We start from the raw sequence: 16490 nt of genomic DNA on the forward strand, positions 1-16490 counted from the left end.
ACTATATATATAAAAGACAATATGCAAATGTTCATATAAAAATATTATATTTTAATATATAATATAAAATGATTTTCTAACATCAAGGAGGATACATATGAAGATGAAGAGGGGCATTACCACTTTATTATCTGTAGCGGTTCTATCTACATCACTTGTAGCATGTTCAGGAACACCAGAGAAAACAGTGGCGAAAGAAGAGAAAGTAAAATTAACAGAACAACAATTAATGGCTGATTTATGGTATCAAACAGCCGGTGAAACGAAAGCACTTTACTACCAAGGGTACAACATTGGTCAATTAAAACTTGATGCAGTTCTTGCAAAAGGGACAGAGAAAAAACCTGCTATCGTACTTGATTTAGACGAAACTGTTTTAGATAACAGTCCTCATCAAGCAATGAGCGTAAAAACAGGCAAAGGTTATCCTTACAAATGGGATGATTGGATTAACAAAGCTGAGGCTGAAGCCCTTCCAGGCGCAATTGATTTCTTAAAATATACAGAGTCTAAAGGTGTAGATATTTACTATATCTCAAATCGTAAAACGAACCAACTAGATGCAACAATTAAAAATCTTGAGCGTGTAGGTGCTCCTCAAGCAACGAAAGAACATATATTACTACAAGATCCGAAAGAAAAAGGAAAAGAAAAACGCCGTGAACTCGTTTCTCAAACTCATGATATTGTCTTATTCTTCGGTGATAACTTATCTGATTTCACAGGTTTTGATGGAAAATCTGTAAAAGATCGTAACCAAACAGTAGAAGATTCAAAAGTACAATTTGGTGAGAAATTCATTATTTTCCCGAATCCAATGTATGGCGATTGGGAAGGCGCTTTATATGATTATGATTTCAAAAAATCAGATGCAGAAAAAGATAAAATCCGTCGCGACAACTTAAAATCATTTGAAGTAAAATAAAGAGGATGGCATTCGCCATCCTCTTTATTTTGCTTTCTCTGTTAAAGGCAAGATAAATACTTCCACACGTCTATTCTTTGCCTTTCCTTCTTGTGTATCGTTTGGAGCAATCGAACGGTATTCTCCGTAACCAATCGCACTAAATTTTTCTGGTTGTAATTCTTTATTTTGCAGTAATACTTGCATAAAATTAACTGCCCGCTGCGTACTTAATTCCCAATTCGACGCAAACTGTGCATTGGCAATAGGGACATTATCCGTATGACCGGATACTGTAATTTCACGAGGTGACGCTGAAACAAGTAAGCTAGACATTTCTTTTGCAATCCCTAAAGATTCTAATTTCACATCTGCTTTCCCCGAATCAAACAGTATATTTTCTAATATTGTCACCATTAATCCCTTTTCAGTTAATTTAGTTTGAAAAGAAGAGGATAATTGTTTTTCATTAATATATTGATCAATCTTTTTTTGTAATGCTTTCAATTCATCCATCTCTTTTTTTTCTTTAGCTCTAGCTTCTTCTTGTTTTTTTGCTTGTTCTGCCTCAAGGCTACTTGCCGATAATTCTTTTTCATCATTTGGCTTTTGATCACTTAAAAATTCTTTGTTACCTGTTCCCCCGGCTAATTCACTTCGAAAAGCAACTGCCATCTGTTTAAACTTCGCAGCATCTATACTACTCATTGCGAATAAAACGATAAACAATGCAAATAACAACGTTAACATATCAGAATATGGGATTAACCACGTTTCATCGATATGCTCATCATGTTTTTTCTTTTTGCCTCTTCTATTTTTCTTACTCCGCATTTTTTTCTGCTCCTTTTTCTAGCTTTTTACGCTCAGTTGCAGAAAGTGCACCTAAAATGCGGTTCTTCATAATAAACGGATATGTACCTTCTTGTAACATTAATAAACAATCAATGATTAAACGTTTTTTCTCAATTTCAGCTGAAGATTTTTGCTTTAACTTATTTGCAAATGGATGCCATAATACATACCCTGAAAAAATACCAAAAATCGTTGCAATAAATGCACCCGAAATAGCATGACCTAACTTTTCAATATCAGTTAAGTTACCAAGCGCAGCTACAAGACCGATAACAGCACCTAAAACTCCTAATGTCGGTGCATACGTACCAGCTTGTGAAAAAATAGCAGCTCCCTTTGCATGTCTTTCTTCAATTGCCTCTAATTCAGATTCCAAAATTTGCTCTAAATCTTCTGCGGATACGCCATCAATCACAAATTTCATACCGCGCAAAAGAAATTCATCTTGAATTTTGTCTAATTGTTGCTCTAAAGACAAAATACCGTATTTTCTACTTTCAGATGTCCAATGAACAAATAATTCTAGCAACTGTTCATAACTTAAATCCTTTTTATTTGAACCAAAAAGAACTTTAAATAGTTTTGGAACCCTTTTTAGTTGATTCATCGGAAATGCAATACATACTGCAGCAAATGTACCGATAAAAATAATTAATGCTGCGGCAGGATTTAATAAGGCTGTTACGTCAGCGCCCTTGACGACCATCCCTACTACCACTGCTAAAAATCCTAAAATAAGTCCAATAATTGTTGCAAAATCCATTCCCATTCACTCCTAGTCTATACAAGAAGTTCTTTATTCTCGATAATCGCTACATCTTCTTATGTATATATATTACATAAAAAATGCAATTCATGAAAGATAAGAAATGAATTATATAAAAAAATACTACAAATTCACACATTTTCTGACATTTTCTTTGCATTTCTATTACGTTATGACTCTTATATTTCTTTTCCAACAAACTAGACTTATAATAAAAAAAGATACATATTTTATTAAGAAGGGACTGTGATTACAAGGCATTATGAAAAAGATAATAATTATTTCTGCCACTACTATTGTAATCGGTATCACATCTTTCGCTTACTTTGGTTCTAAATCACCACTACATAATGAAGCGAAAGCTGTCGAAAGTCAAAAACATAATAACCACCCAAAAGAAGAGATTCCTGCTTTTCCAAAAGCTGATCATAATGCAAAGCAAATAGACAATGACTTTTCAGTTGTAACAAATCCAAAATCTAATCTTGTCTTAATTAATAAACATCGAAAACTACCAGATGGATACACTCCTGAAGACTTAACAAGACCAAACGTACCATTCACTAGTCCAAAAGATAAAGAAAAAACGCTACTACGCAAAGATGCTGCAGAAGCACTTGAAAACATGTTCAAAGCTGCAAAAAAAGAAGGGATTGATCTTACAGCTGTGTCTGGTTATCGTTCATACAAACGTCAAAAATCGTTGCATGATACATACGTTAGACGTCAAGGAAAAGCTGAAGCTAATTCAGTAAGCGCAATTCCTGGTACAAGTGAACACCAAACGGGTTTAGCAATGGATATTAGTTCAAAAACAGCTAAATTTCAATTAGAGCCTATCTTCGGAGAGACAGCAGAAGGAAACTGGGTCGCGGAACACGCTCATAAATTCGGCTTTGTCATTCGTTACTTAGAAGATAAAACAGATACAACAGAATATGCATATGAACCATGGCACTTACGCTACGTTGGTAATCCATACGCTACATACCTATATAAACATCACTTAACATTAGAAGAAGCAATGGAAGACAAAAAATAAGAGAGCAAATTGCTCTCTTATTTTTCTTTCACTCTATCATTGTAGTAATTTCTTCTTCCATTCTTCAGGCCACGGTTCGCCTCTTCCTGTTTTTTTCGACGCTTGAACCATCATTCCACGACCTACTAAACAAACCTCTCCTTCTGCATTCTTCACCATATAATGTAAATCCAAAGAAGAATTCCCAACCGATCCTGCCTTTACATACACCTTCAACTGTTCATCATAATATATTTGCTTAATAAAATTACATTGTAAATCCGCAACAACGATCATCGTGTCTGATGATGTATGTGTCCACTCTTGCATAAATCCAAGTTCTTTAAACAACGCGATACGAGCTTCTTCAAAATAAGTAAAAGCAACGACATTATTTACATGTCCAAACATATCTACTTCACCAAAACGAACCTTTACAGGATTGTAAAATAAAAAACCACTTTCCCATTTCTCGAAGTCTTCAATATAAGAAATTCTCTTCAACGTTATCTCCTCTTCCTCTCAAAAAAACAGAATAAACTGAAAAATACAGTTATAAATATTGCCCCTTCAAGATGAAGAGGCAATATTTATTAATAGTTATTATCGCTACCAAAGAAATCTTTGAACGATTGAATTGTTGTATCACGGTTTAATGCCGCAATTGAAGTTGTTAAAGGAATACCCTTCGGACATGATTGCACACAGTTTTGAGAGTTACCACAGTTCGCTAGTCCTCCATCTCCCATAATTGCACGTAAGCGATCTGCTTTATGCATTTCACCCGTTGGATGTGAGTTGAATAAGCGAGCTTGTGATAACGGCGCTGGTCCAATAAAGTCAGACTTACTGTTTACGTTTGGACATGATTCTAAGCAAACACCACATGTCATACATTTTGAAAGCTCATAAGCCCATTGACGCTTTTTCTCAGGCATTCTTGGTCCTGGACCTAGGTCATACGTACCATCAATTGGAATCCAAGCTTTAACGCGTTTTAGAGCATTAAACATGCGACTGCGGTCAACTTGTAAATCACGTACAACTGGGAATGTCTTCATCGGCTTTAAGCGAATTGGCTGTTCTAATTGATCAATAAGAGCCGTACATGATTGACGTGGCTTTCCGTTAATAACCATTGAACATGCTCCGCATACTTCCTCTAAGCAGTTCATATCCCATGCAATCGGAGTTGTTTGATTCCCTTTTGAATCAACAGGATTACGACGAATTTCCATAAGCGCCGAAATAATATTCATATTCGGACGATATGGAATTTCAAACTCTTGGTCAAACGCTTGTGCATCTGGTCCATCTTGTCTCGTAATGATGAGGCGGATTGTTTTCTCAGACATGTTGTTTATCCCCCTTCTCTTCACCCTTAGCAGCTACATCATGTTTTGAAGAATAATCACGTTTACGTGGTTTAATTAATGAAACATCAACGTCTTCGTAATGGAATGCTGGTGCATTTCCTTCTCCTTCAAATTTTGCCATCGTAGTTTTTAAGAAGTTTGCATCATCACGATTTGGGAATTCAGGTTTGTAATGCGCCCCGCGGCTCTCATTACGGTTATATGCGCCAATTGTAATAACACGTGCTAACTCAAACATATTTGCAAGTTGACGTGTAAATGAAGCACCTTGGTTACTCCATCTCGCTGTATCGTTAATGTTAATACGTTTGTAACGAGCCATTAACTCTTCAATTTTCGCATCTGTTTCTAATAACTTTTTATTTTCACGAACTACTGTAACGTTATCTGTCATCCATTCTCCAAGCTCTTTATGAAGAACATATGCATTTTCATTACCATCCATCGTTAAAATATTGTTAAATTTCTCTGTTTCGATTAATTCATTTTGCTCATATACAGTAGACGAAACAGCATCTGATGATTTAGAAAGACCTTTCATATATTCAATTGCGTTTGGTCCTGCTACCATACCACCATAAATTGCTGATAATAGTGAGTTTGCACCAAGGCGGTTACCACCGTGCATAGAATAATCACACTCACCTGCTGCAAATAAACCTGGAATACTCGTCATTTGCTTATAGTCAACCCATAGTCCGCCCATTGAATAGTGAACAGCTGGGAAGATTTTCATTGGTAGTTTACGAGGATCATCACCTGTAAATTTCTCATAGATTTCAATGATTCCACCAAGTTTAATATCTAGTTCTTTCGGATCTTTATGAGAAAGATCTAAGTACACCATGTTTTCACCGTTAATACCTAGTTTTTGCTCTACGCAAACATCAAAGATTTCACGCGTTGCGATATCACGAGGTACAAGGTTTCCGTAAGCCGGATATTTTTCTTCTAAGAAGTACCATGGCTTACCATCTTTATATGTCCAAACACGTCCACCTTCACCACGTGCAGATTCACTCATAAGACGTAATTTATCGTCTCCTGGAATTGCCGTTGGGTGAATTTGAATGAACTCACCATTTGCATAATATGCGCCTTGCTGATATACAGCAGACGCTGCTGTACCTGTATTAATAATGGAGTTTGTTGATTTTCCGAAAATGATACCAGGGCCCCCTGTTGCCATAATCACGGCATCAGCTCCGAAACTTTTAATCTCCATAGTTTGTAAGTCTTGTGCAACGATTCCTCGGCACACACCTTCATCATCAACAACAGCTCGTAAGAAATCCCAACCTTCATATTTCGTTACAAGTCCTGCTACTTCATGACGACGTACTTGCTCATCTAATGCGTAAAGTAATTGCTGTCCAGTTGTTGCACCAGCGAATGCTGTACGGTGATGTTGTGTTCCACCAAATCGACGGAAATCAAGAAGTCCTTCTTCCGTACGGTTGAACATAACACCCATACGGTCCATTAAATGAATGATACCAGGTGCTGCTTCACACATTGCTTTAACTGGTGGTTGGTTCGCTAAGAAGTCCCCACCATAAATTGTATCGTCAAAGTGGATCCATGGAGAATCCCCTTCACCTTTCGTATTTACGGCACCGTTAATTCCGCCCTGAGCACATACAGAATGTGAACGTTTTACTGGTACTAAAGAAAACAGTTCAACATTCACTCCTGCTTCTGCCGCTTTAATCGTTGCCATTAAGCCAGCCAAGCCACCGCCGACTACTATAAGTTTCCCTTTCATGCTCTCCCACTCCTTACTGATTTGCTAGCTGTGGATCGATGAACGCTAATAATGCACTCACACCTACATAAGATAGACCTAAGAAAATAGCTAATGTTACATAAGTAGAGATTCTTTGTGAACGTGGAGATACTGTAATTCCCCAGCTGATGCAGAATGTCCATAGTCCATTTGCAAAGTGGAAAATTGTTGAAACAACACCAACTAAGTAGAATGCAAACATAGCTGGATTGTTTAAAATATCTGCCATCATATCATAGTTTACCTCTTTACCTAACATTGCTTGAATACGAGTTTCCCAGACGTGCCAAGAAATGAAAATCAGCGTAACGATACCTGAAATTCTTTGGAAGACGAACATCCAGTTACGGAAATAACCGTAAGAAACCGCATTGTTCTTAGCTGTAAATGCAATATATAAGCCATATATAGCATGGTACAGTATCGGTAAAAAGATGATGAAAATTTCTAGCGCATACCGGAATGGAAGGAGCTCCATAAAGCCTGCAGCTTTGTTAAAAGCCTCTGCTCCTCTTGTTGCAAAGTTGTTTACAATTAGATGTTGCGTCAAAAAGACACCAACCGGGATGACCCCCATTAATGAGTGCCACTTACGAAACGTATACTCGCGGCCTTTCATGTCCCCATTACCCCCTTGAATGTTTGACTGCTGTTTTCAGATTAATTTATAACAATAATGTTTTTTCACTATTGGCATAAGAAAAACTGAAAAAATTATTCGAAATATTTCAGCATAATTTGATAACAAGTTCATTTTACCCCTATTTTTGTCGAAGCGTCAAGAAAACGTATACATAATTTGCATATAATTTGCCAATTCTTTTTTTCTTCTCAGATATTGAGATTTCCCTAAAGAAAAATCTGTTTTTATAAATGAAAAATGTTATATAATAATCCCTATAGAAAGAGGGGAATATTGTGAGTAAAAATACAATCGATATAACATCTTTAGAAGATGTTTCATTGAACGCCTTCGCTTATGAATTGCTACGTGAAGAATTACTACCTGATTTAATCGGCAACGATTTAGATGGTATTTTATACTGGTCTGGTAGAAACCTTGCAAGAAAATATCCGCTAGAAACAATTGAAGAAGTCATTCAGTTCTTTGAAAAGGCTGGCTGGGGCACTTTAAGCATTATTGAACATAAGCGTCGTGAAATGCAGTTCCAACTTAAAGGCACACTCATTGCAGAACGTCAAAAACAAAAAAGGCATTCTTCTTATCAACTAGAAGCTGGATTCATCGCTGAACAAATTCAAAAGCAACGGAACGTCGTTGCAGAGTCATATGAAGAAAAGAAAAAACGTTCTGACTCTATTACATTTCTTGTGAAATGGGATATAAAAGATCTCATTGAAGTGTAAGCATTACCTACAGTCAACTAGACATATCAGTTTAGTTGACTTTTTTGTATTTTCATTCACGTCAATTTATTTTAAATCTTCAGAAATTATAACAAAAAATAGAAGACATTGTAAACTACAACGTCTTCTTATCTGTTAAATACGTATAAATCGTCTCTGCAACATTTTTTGGCATACCTGCTTCGACAAATTCTGCTACAGAAGCTTCTTTCATCTTCTTTAATGAACCAAAATGTTTTAACAATACCTTTTTCCGTTTATCACCGATTCCTGGAATGTCATCCAATGCTGATTGAATGACAGATTTCCCGTGTAATTGACGATGGAATGTAATCGCAAATCGATGCACCTCGTCTTGAATACGCTGCAATAAATAAAATTCTTGGCTATTTCTCTCAAGCACCACAGGTTCCGGGGGATCTCCAATAATTAAATGGGAGGTTTTATGTTTGTCATCTTTTACAAGACCTGCCATCGGAATATATAATCCGAGCTCATCCTCTAAAATATCACTTGCAGCCGCCAAGTGGCCTTTTCCGCCATCAATAATAATCAAATCCGGTAAAGGTAAATTTTCTTTAAGCGCCCTTGTATAACGGCGTCTCACAACTTCCCTCATAGACTCATAATCATCTGGCCCTTGAACCGTTTTAATTTTATATTTCCTATATTCTTTCTTCGCTGGTTTCCCATCGATAAAAGCAATCATTGCAGAAACGGGATTTGTTCCTTGAATATTTGAGTTATCAAACGCTTCAATACGATACGGTGTTTCAATTCCAAGCTGCTTCCCTAAATGATCTACCGCTTTAATCGTTCGTTCTTCATCACGTTCGATTAAGTAAAACTTCTCTTCAAGAGCAATTTTTGCGTTTTTATTTGCTAATTCTACAAGGTCTTTTTTCTTACCACGTTTCGGCTGTGTCGCTTCCACTTCTAAAAAGCGCTCTACTAATTCCGAGTCTATACTTCCTGGAACGACAATTTCCTTCGGCTTAAAATGACTACTGTTTTCATAAAATTGGCCGATAAACGTTAAAAAGCCCTCTTCTGGTTCATCGTAAATCGGAAACATAGAAACATCACGTTCAATTAGCTTGCCTTTTCGAACGAAGAAAACTTGAACACACATCCATCCTTTATCCACTGCATATCCAAACACATCGCGATCCACTAAGTCACTCATAATCATCTTTTGTTTTTCCATAATCGCATCAATATGAGCAATTTGATCACGCAACTCTTTTGCACGTTCAAACTCTAGTTTCTCTGAGGCCTCATACATTTTTATTTCTAATTCTGAACGAACTTCTTTATGCCCACCATTTAAAAACTTAATAATTTCATCTACAATTTCTTTATTTTGTTCTTCCGTCACTTCTTTCACACAAGGCGCTAGACATTGATCCATATGATAATACAAACAAACTTTATCTGGCATATTCGTGCATTTCCGAAGTGGATACATACGATCTAGCAGTTTTTTCGTTTCATGAGCAGATTGTGCATTTGGATAAGGACCAAAATACTTTCCTTTATCCTTTTTTACATTTCGAGTAATGAGTAAGCGCGGTTGTTTCTCCGCTGTAATTTTAATAAAAGGATATGTTTTATCATCTTTTAATTGAATATTATATTTCGGATCATATTTTTTAATTAGATTTAACTCTAAAATAAGTGCTTCTAAATTCGAAGAGGTTACAATATATTCAAAATCAACAATTTCTCCTACAAGCCGCAGTGTTTTCCCATCATGTGAACCAGTAAAGTACGAGCGCACACGATTTTTAAGCACTTTTGCCTTTCCGACATATATAACCGTTCCTTGCTTATCTTTCATTAAATAACAACCAGGTTGATCTGGTAAAATAGCCAACTTTTCTTTCAAATGTTCGTGCACTCGTCTCCCTCCATTTCTACATGCTTAGCATTTTTATTTTCACTTGAAAACATACTATGCCAAAACACCCAACATACGTTCCTTTATTGTAACGGAAAGGATCTAAAAAAGAAAATAAAAAAAGCTACCATTTGGTAGCTTTTTTTATTTTAGAAGTGTTTAGAAACTAATTCTACTAACGCTTCTTTCGGTTTGTAACCTAACGCTTGATCAACTACTTTACCGTCTTTTAATACGAAAAGAGCTGGAATACTCATTACTTCGAATTGACGAGCAGTTTCTTGGTTTTCATCAACATCTACTTTTACTACTTTTACTTTTTCGCCTAATTCTGCATCGATTTCCTCTAATACAGGAGCGATCATTTTACAAGGTCCACACCAAGGTGCCCAGAAATCTAATAATACAACACCTTCGCTAGTTTCAGCTGCGAAGCTTTGGTCATTTGCGTTTACAATTGCCATTTTATTTCCTCCTTCAAGTATATTCTACCAAGAGTATATCATTAACTTATATACGTGGCGAATAATATGTATCGTTATGTATTGTAACAAAAAAATGTTCCTTTATACTATATAAAAATACGGATTAAATACTAAAAAGATGAGAGACAGGGGATCTCTCACCTTTTTCTATATATAGGGGTACTTCACTTGGAACTCAAGGGTACTTAAATCATGAATGTACTTTTAACTTTTTAAACTCTTCTGTTAAAAGAGGTACAACTTCGAACAAGTCACCGACAATACCGTAGTCAGCTACTTTGAAGATACTTGCTTCTGGATCTTTATTAATCGCAACGATTATTTTTGAGTTAGACATACCTGCTAAATGCTGAATCGCACCAGAAATACCACATGCAATGTATAAGTCTGGCGTAACAACTTTACCAGTTTGACCAATTTGTAATGAGTACTCACAGTATTCAGCGTCACAAGCACCACGAGATGCCCCAACAGCGCCGCCTAGTACGTCAGCTAACTCTTTTAATGGTTTAAATCCTTCTTCACTCTTCACACCGCGTCCGCCAGCGATAATAACTTTCGCTTCAGAAAGATCAACACCTTCTGCTGTTTTACGGACAACATCCTGAATGATTGTACGTAAATCTTTCACATCAACTGTAATAGAAGATACGTCACCGCTGCGAGACTCATCTTTTTCCAGAGTTGCAATGTTATTTGGACGCACTGTCGCAAATAAGATGCCGTCTGTTACAATCTTCTTCTCGAATGCTTTACCAGAGTAAATCGGACGAGTGAAGATAACATTTCCACCTTCAACCTCTAAAGCAGTTACGTCAGAAACTAAACCAGCTTCAAGCTTCGCTGCTAATTTTGGTGATAAATCTTTACCAAGTGCTGTATGTCCAAAGACAATACCTTCTGGATTTTCTTCAGCATGTACAGCTAAAAACGCTTGTGCATAACCATCAGATGTATATGATTTTAATTTATCATTTTCAACTGTCACAACGCGATCTGCACCGTAATGAATCAATTCATTTGCAAAAGAGGCAACGCTTTCTCCAACTAGAAGACCTACTACTTCACCGCCTTCTGCAATTGTTTTTGCTGCTGCTACCGCTTCAAACGAAACGTTACGTAGCGATCCATCACGAACTTCACCCATTACTAATACTTTACGAGCCATAGATTTTCCCTCCTGCATATATAATTTCGTATTTTATTAGATTACTTTCGCTTCTGTATGGAGCAACGATACAAGTTCTTTTACTTGATCTTGCAGCTCGCCTTGTAACACTTTTCCTGCATCTTTCTTAGGAGGCAAATAGATTTCAATTGTTTTTGTCTTTGCTTCCACATCATCTTCTTCTAAATCTAAATCATCTAATTCTAATTCTTCTAGTGGCTTTTTCTTCGCTTTCATAATACCTGGAAGCGATGGATAACGAGGTTCATTTAAACCTTGCTGTGCTGTTACTAACACTGGTAATGAAGTTGCAATCACTTCTGTATCACCTTCAACATCACGCTCAATCTTCACATTTGTACCGTCAATTTCAAGTTTTGTAATTGTCGTTACATACGGAATATTTAACGCTTCAGCTACGCGTGGACCTACTTGTCCAGATGCACCATCAATTGCAACGTTTCCACCTAAAATTAGATCTGCATCTTTATCTTTTAAATATTCAGCAAGCACTTTTGCTGTCGTGAACTGGTCACCATTTTCTACATCATCTTCAATATTAATTAATACCGCTTTATCACAGCCCATCGCTAATGCAGTACGAAGTTCTTTCTCACTATCTTCGCCACCGACTGTTACAACTGTAACTTCTCCACCTTGTGCGTCTCTTACTTGAATTGCTTCTTCAATTGCATATTCATCGTAAGGGTTGATGATGAATTCCGCTTCGCCATCGTAAATTGCACCGTTTTTAATTACGATTTTTTCTTCTGTATCAAATGTTCGTTTCATGAGTACGTAGATGTTCATTCCATTTACCCCCTTGTTTTTCAGAAAGATTCTATCAATTTTAATTTTCTGTTAATTTATATTAAAAAAACAATTGAACTACCTGCCACTAAATGAAGGTTTACGCTTTTCTAAAAATGCAGCTACACCTTCTCTTCCATCTTCACTCGTAAATACTTCACCAAAAATTTGTGATTCACGTTGTACACCTTCATAGTAATGAGACGATTTGGTCGTTTGCAATAACTCTAGTACAGCACGAGTTGTTGCTGGACTTTTTCCAGCAATTTGTTTTGCGACTTTAAGCGTATCATCTAAAAGTGATTCTTCAGAGAACAATCCGTTAACAAGTCCCCATTTCAATGCTTCTGCACCAGTAATTGGTGTACTTGTTAACATCATTTCACAAGCTTTTGCTTTCCCAACATAACGTGGTAAGCGCTGTGTACCTGCAAAGCCAGGAATTAATCCAAGTGTTAATTCAGGTAAACCAAGTTTTGCACTTTCAGTTGCAAAGCGCATGTGGCAAGACATAGCAAACTCAAGGCCGCCGCCCAGTGCCGCTCCATGAATTGCCGCAATAACTGGTTTTGAACATTTTTCAACACGCTCAAACGTAACTTGTCCAAGCTGTGCTAATTCTGTTGCTTGCTTCGCTTCAGTAACAGATGTAAATTCTTTAATATCTGCTCCTGCTGAGAAGAAACGTCCTTCACCGTGAATAACAACAACACGAATGTTATCATCCTTTTCCACTTGATCAATTAATTCAGTAACGTCATGCATAACTTGTGAAGACATCGCATTTGCTGGTGCATGATTTAACGTCGCCACCGCGATATGATCTTCAACTCTTACAGATAGGAATTTCAACATGATCCCTCCCATTATTGACGATAACCACAAGCTGCAATGAGTAGCCCATGTACCGTTTTTGAAAGTGCGACCAGATCATACTTATGATCGCTCATTACCCAATTGGTCACAACTTCATCTACTGTTCCAAAGATCATTTGTCTTGCCACGCGAACATTTAAATCTGCTTGAAATTCACCTTGTTTTATACCAGTCTCTAAAATCTCATCCATAACTTGTAAGTAGCCTTTTAATACTTCATTTATTTTAAGGCGCAAGTCTTGATTGGACTGCCTGAGCTCTAATTGCGTAACGATAGCAAGGGGATCATTTTGTGACAACAGCAAGAAGTGCGTTTCTACCAACATGAATAACTTCGATACAGCGCTTTCAATTCCTGCTGTTTTTTGACGAATTGTTTCGACAAAATCTCCCATCTTCTCTTGGAATAAGGATATTAATATATCTTCTTTATTTTTAAAATATAAATAAATCGTGCCATCAGCTACCCCAGCTTGCTTTGCGATTTTAGAAACTTGCGCTTGGTGGTACCCATTCTCCGCAATCACAATGACTGCCGCATCAATAATTTGATTGTATTTCGGTCTATTTTTCTTCACTTTACTGTCCCCTTCAAGAAGATGACTGAATGAATAGTCATTCATATTCTTATAATACTGACTATTTAGAAAAGTGTCAATCCTATTTTTTCAAAAAGAAAGGGCCTTAGCCCGTTTGCTCATCCTCATTCTTTCTCTTCTCTTCATCCATTAAAACACGGCGTAAAATTTTCCCTACTGTCGTTTTCGGCAATTCATCTCTAAACTCATATACTTTCGGCACTTTATAAGCCGCTAAATATTTACGTGCAAACTGATTTAATTCTTCCTCAGAGCACTCCGTACCTTCTTTTAACACAACAAATGCTTTAACTGTCTCTCCTCTGTACGGATCTGGAACTCCAATTGTCACTACTTCTTGCACTTTTTCATGCTCATATAATACTTCTTCAACTTCACGAGGATACACATTAAATCCACTCGCGACAATCATATCTTTCTTGCGATCTTTTACATAGAAGAATCCATCTTCATCCATGTATCCAACGTCACCTGTATGGAGCCAGCCATCTTGCAATACAGCCGCTGTTTCCTCTGGCTTATTCCAGTATCCTTTCATAATTTGAGGACCTTTCACTACAATTTCCCCTATTTCTCCTGGTGGTAATGCCTCACCAGTTTCAAGTGACATAATGATTGCCTCTGTATCTGGCCACGGAACTCCAATGCTACCCGGCACTCGCTTTTCCCATAAAAAATTACTATGTGTAACCGGAGATGATTCTGTTAAACCATATCCCTCTACTAGTTTACCACCTGTAACTTTTTCGAACTTTTCCTGTACTTCTACTGGCAGTGGTGCTGATCCACTAATACAAGCACGAATAGAAGAAATATCGTATTCTTTTAAAAGCGGGCTATTTAAAAGAGCGATATAAATAGTTGGAGCCCCTGGAAACAATGTCACTTTATGCTTCTTAATCGCTTCAAAAATCATTTTCATATCAAACTTTGGAATAAGGACCATTTTGTATCCTTGCATAATACTTAAATTCATAACAGCTGTCATACCATAAACATGGAAAAATGGAAGAACCCCAAGGACGACTTCTTCACCTTCGTTACAATTATATAACCAATGCACTCCCATCAAAGTGTTAGAAACGAGGTTTTTATGCGTTAACATAACTCCTTTTGGAAATCCGGTTGTTCCTCCTGTGTACTGTAAAAGAGCTAGATCATTTTCAGGATCACAAGGCACCTCAACATTCGTATTCACTTCTTTTTCTACTGAATTCCAAAGATGAATCGTTTCACTCTCTGATACTTTCACAACTAAATTCGACTGTTTTTTCTGCACAAATGGATACAATAGATTTTTAGGGAATGGTAAAAAGTCTGCAATACGAGTTACGATAATATGCTCAATTTTTGTAGCAGATTGAACATTCGTTACTCTTGGAAACACTAAATCGAGACAAAGAATTACTTTTGCTCCCGAGTCATGAAGCTGATATTCTAATTCCCTTTCTGTATACAGTGGATTGGTTTGTACTACGATACCTCCCGCAAGTAATGTACCGTAATAACCAATTACAGCTTGCGGACAATTCGGCAACATAATAGCAACTCGATCACCCTTTTCCACACCGAGCTTTTGAAGATAATTTGCAAACCTCTTCACCTTATCATGGAAGTCCGAAAACGTAATATCCTTCCCTAAAAAGTGAAGCGCTTTCTTTTCTGGGTAGCGAGAAGCCATCTGTTCTACATATCCATGAAGTGGCTGAATATCATAAGAAATCGTACTAGGAATTTCCTCTGGATAACTTTTCAACCATGTTTTTTCCACCTTCATTCCCCCTTCAAATACATAAAAAATAAAGTGAAACTTTAATCAGTGGGGATTTTTCAGCCCCACTGATTATTAGCCCACACCAATCGGGATTTTACGGGCAGTTAATCACCCAGCTAACTTCTTTACTTTCGCTGAATTTTGAGGCGGGATCTTACTGCCCGTTAATGCGGGATAAATGAATGTTCATTCATGATGGTTATTTTCATTATATTATAGTCACCATAGCGTTACAATCATAATATTCTGACTTTTTTATAACTATGCTTTACTTCATTAACTTCTTATTATATGTAGAAACTCTCCTAATCTTAAAAGAGTAAGAGAGTTTGTCATTAACTTAATCTTATAATCGTTAATACCGCTCCTGGGGTAGTTGTTGATAATGTCGCAACAGCTAACAAACCAAATAATTGCAAACTAATTGCACTCCCCGCCGCAAGGGTCGTAATAATTGTCGCACTAAATGATGTCGTTGCTAATGCAGGAGAATTAATAGTCCCAGCAAGCGGTGCCCCATTAATTGTAATTCGTGAACTAACTAATAATGAAGCGGTTATATTAATTGTATATGAAATATAATAGTTCCCTGCATTTGCAACCGTAAATACTGTGTTCCCCCCAGACACTGTAATACCTGGACCGATATTCTGATTGTTTGGAAGCGGGACATTTGTTCCACCTAGTAGTACCGATATTGCTGTTCCCGACGTATTATTTGCAAATGCGTATGTTGCCGTTATACTTGTGCCTGTTGGGCCTGTCGCTCCCGTTGCCCCTGTATCGCCTGTTGCTCCTGTTA

17 protein-coding genes are annotated in these 16490 nt (G+C 37.0%); 3 read left to right on the forward strand and 14 right to left on the reverse strand.

The annotated features are described in order from the left end of the window. Positions 1–97: 97 nt before the first annotated feature. Complete coding sequence (locus tag MR160_RS28295; RefSeq protein WP_000782773.1) at positions 98–925, forward strand: 5'-nucleotidase, lipoprotein e(P4) family; 828 nt, start codon at positions 98–100, stop codon at positions 923–925. 24 nt (positions 926–949) lie between these two features. On the opposite strand, the gene motB is transcribed toward MR160_RS28295, so the two are convergent. Together motB and motA are read right to left on the reverse strand one after the other, a co-directional pair. After that, complete coding sequence (motB, locus tag MR160_RS28300) at positions 950–1738, reverse strand: flagellar motor protein MotB (protein WP_001256733.1); 789 nt, start codon at positions 1736–1738, stop codon at positions 950–952. Beyond that, a complete protein-coding gene (gene motA, locus MR160_RS28305) occupies positions 1728–2522 on the reverse strand; it encodes a flagellar motor stator protein MotA (RefSeq protein WP_000344851.1) in 795 nt (264 codons plus the stop codon). The genes motB and motA overlap by 11 nt, the downstream gene beginning before the upstream one ends. A 265-nt stretch (positions 2523–2787) precedes the next feature. On the opposite strand from motA, the gene MR160_RS28310 reads away from it, so the two are divergent. Beyond that, the gene (locus MR160_RS28310; protein WP_000720195.1) at positions 2788–3567 is read left to right on the forward strand and encodes a M15 family metallopeptidase; all 780 of its coding nucleotides are present in this window, start codon (positions 2788–2790) and stop codon (positions 3565–3567) included. Between the two features lie 36 nt (positions 3568–3603). Here the strand turns inward: MR160_RS28310 and MR160_RS28315 are convergent, their stop codons facing one another. From MR160_RS28315 to sdhC, 4 genes are all read right to left on the reverse strand, one after another. Continuing rightward, positions 3604–4050 carry an acyl-CoA thioesterase gene (locus MR160_RS28315; protein ID WP_000822726.1) on the reverse strand — a complete coding sequence of 149 codons (447 nt, stop codon included), beginning with the start codon at positions 4048–4050 and terminating at the stop codon, positions 3604–3606. Between the two features lie 89 nt (positions 4051–4139). Beyond that, positions 4140–4901 (reverse strand): succinate dehydrogenase iron-sulfur subunit, encoded by a 762-nt coding sequence (sdhB, locus tag MR160_RS28320; RefSeq protein WP_001291827.1) that lies wholly within the window; start codon positions 4899–4901, stop codon positions 4140–4142. Then, the gene (gene sdhA / locus MR160_RS28325) at positions 4894–6687 is read right to left on the reverse strand and encodes a succinate dehydrogenase flavoprotein subunit (RefSeq protein WP_000676742.1); all 1794 of its coding nucleotides are present in this window, start codon (positions 6685–6687) and stop codon (positions 4894–4896) included. Before sdhA ends, sdhB begins: the two co-directional genes overlap by 8 nt. A gap of 13 nt (positions 6688–6700) precedes the next feature. Then, positions 6701–7327: a succinate dehydrogenase cytochrome B558 gene (sdhC, locus tag MR160_RS28330; protein WP_000678354.1), complete on the reverse strand. Its 627-nt coding sequence runs from the start codon at positions 7325–7327 to the stop codon at positions 6701–6703. Positions 7328–7626: 299 nt separating this feature from the next. On the opposite strand from sdhC, the gene MR160_RS28335 reads away from it, so the two are divergent. Further along, positions 7627–8076: a YslB family protein gene (locus MR160_RS28335; RefSeq protein ID WP_000042214.1), complete on the forward strand. Its 450-nt coding sequence runs from the start codon at positions 7627–7629 to the stop codon at positions 8074–8076. A gap of 115 nt (positions 8077–8191) precedes the next feature. On the opposite strand, the gene uvrC is transcribed toward MR160_RS28335, so the two are convergent. From uvrC to MR160_RS28375, 8 genes are all read right to left on the reverse strand, one after another. Then, complete coding sequence (gene uvrC, locus MR160_RS28340) at positions 8192–9976, reverse strand: excinuclease ABC subunit C (protein ID WP_000544289.1); 1785 nt, start codon at positions 9974–9976, stop codon at positions 8192–8194. A gap of 149 nt (positions 9977–10125) precedes the next feature. Next, positions 10126–10440 (reverse strand): thioredoxin, encoded by a 315-nt coding sequence (gene trxA / locus MR160_RS28345; protein WP_001018943.1) that lies wholly within the window; start codon positions 10438–10440, stop codon positions 10126–10128. 211 nt (positions 10441–10651) lie between these two features. Beyond that, positions 10652–11629: an electron transfer flavoprotein subunit alpha gene (gene etfA, locus MR160_RS28350; RefSeq protein ID WP_242298674.1), complete on the reverse strand. Its 978-nt coding sequence runs from the start codon at positions 11627–11629 to the stop codon at positions 10652–10654. A gap of 36 nt (positions 11630–11665) precedes the next feature. Continuing rightward, positions 11666–12439, reverse strand: a complete 774-nt coding sequence (gene etfB / locus MR160_RS28355; protein ID WP_001029028.1) for an electron transfer flavoprotein subunit beta — start codon at positions 12437–12439, stop codon at positions 11666–11668. A gap of 78 nt (positions 12440–12517) precedes the next feature. Further along, positions 12518–13294 (reverse strand): enoyl-CoA hydratase, encoded by a 777-nt coding sequence (locus tag MR160_RS28360; protein WP_000911292.1) that lies wholly within the window; start codon positions 13292–13294, stop codon positions 12518–12520. A gap of 11 nt (positions 13295–13305) precedes the next feature. Then, on the reverse strand, positions 13306–13893 hold the full coding sequence (locus MR160_RS28365) for a TetR/AcrR family transcriptional regulator (RefSeq protein WP_000742213.1): 588 nt from the start codon (positions 13891–13893) through the stop codon (positions 13306–13308). A gap of 106 nt (positions 13894–13999) precedes the next feature. After that, entirely contained in the window at positions 14000–15685 is a 1686-nt protein-coding gene (locus MR160_RS28370; RefSeq protein WP_000416316.1) for a long-chain-fatty-acid--CoA ligase, read from the reverse strand. 338 nt (positions 15686–16023) lie between these two features. Continuing rightward, a partial coding sequence (locus tag MR160_RS28375) for a BclA C-terminal domain-containing protein (RefSeq protein WP_481746741.1) occupies positions 16024–16490 on the reverse strand: 467 nt, incomplete at its 5' end.

It is taken from the genome of Bacillus cereus group sp. BfR-BA-01382 (assembly GCF_022663475.1).
Taxonomy (GTDB): domain Bacteria; phylum Bacillota; class Bacilli; order Bacillales; family Bacillaceae_G; genus Bacillus_A; species Bacillus_A thuringiensis_S.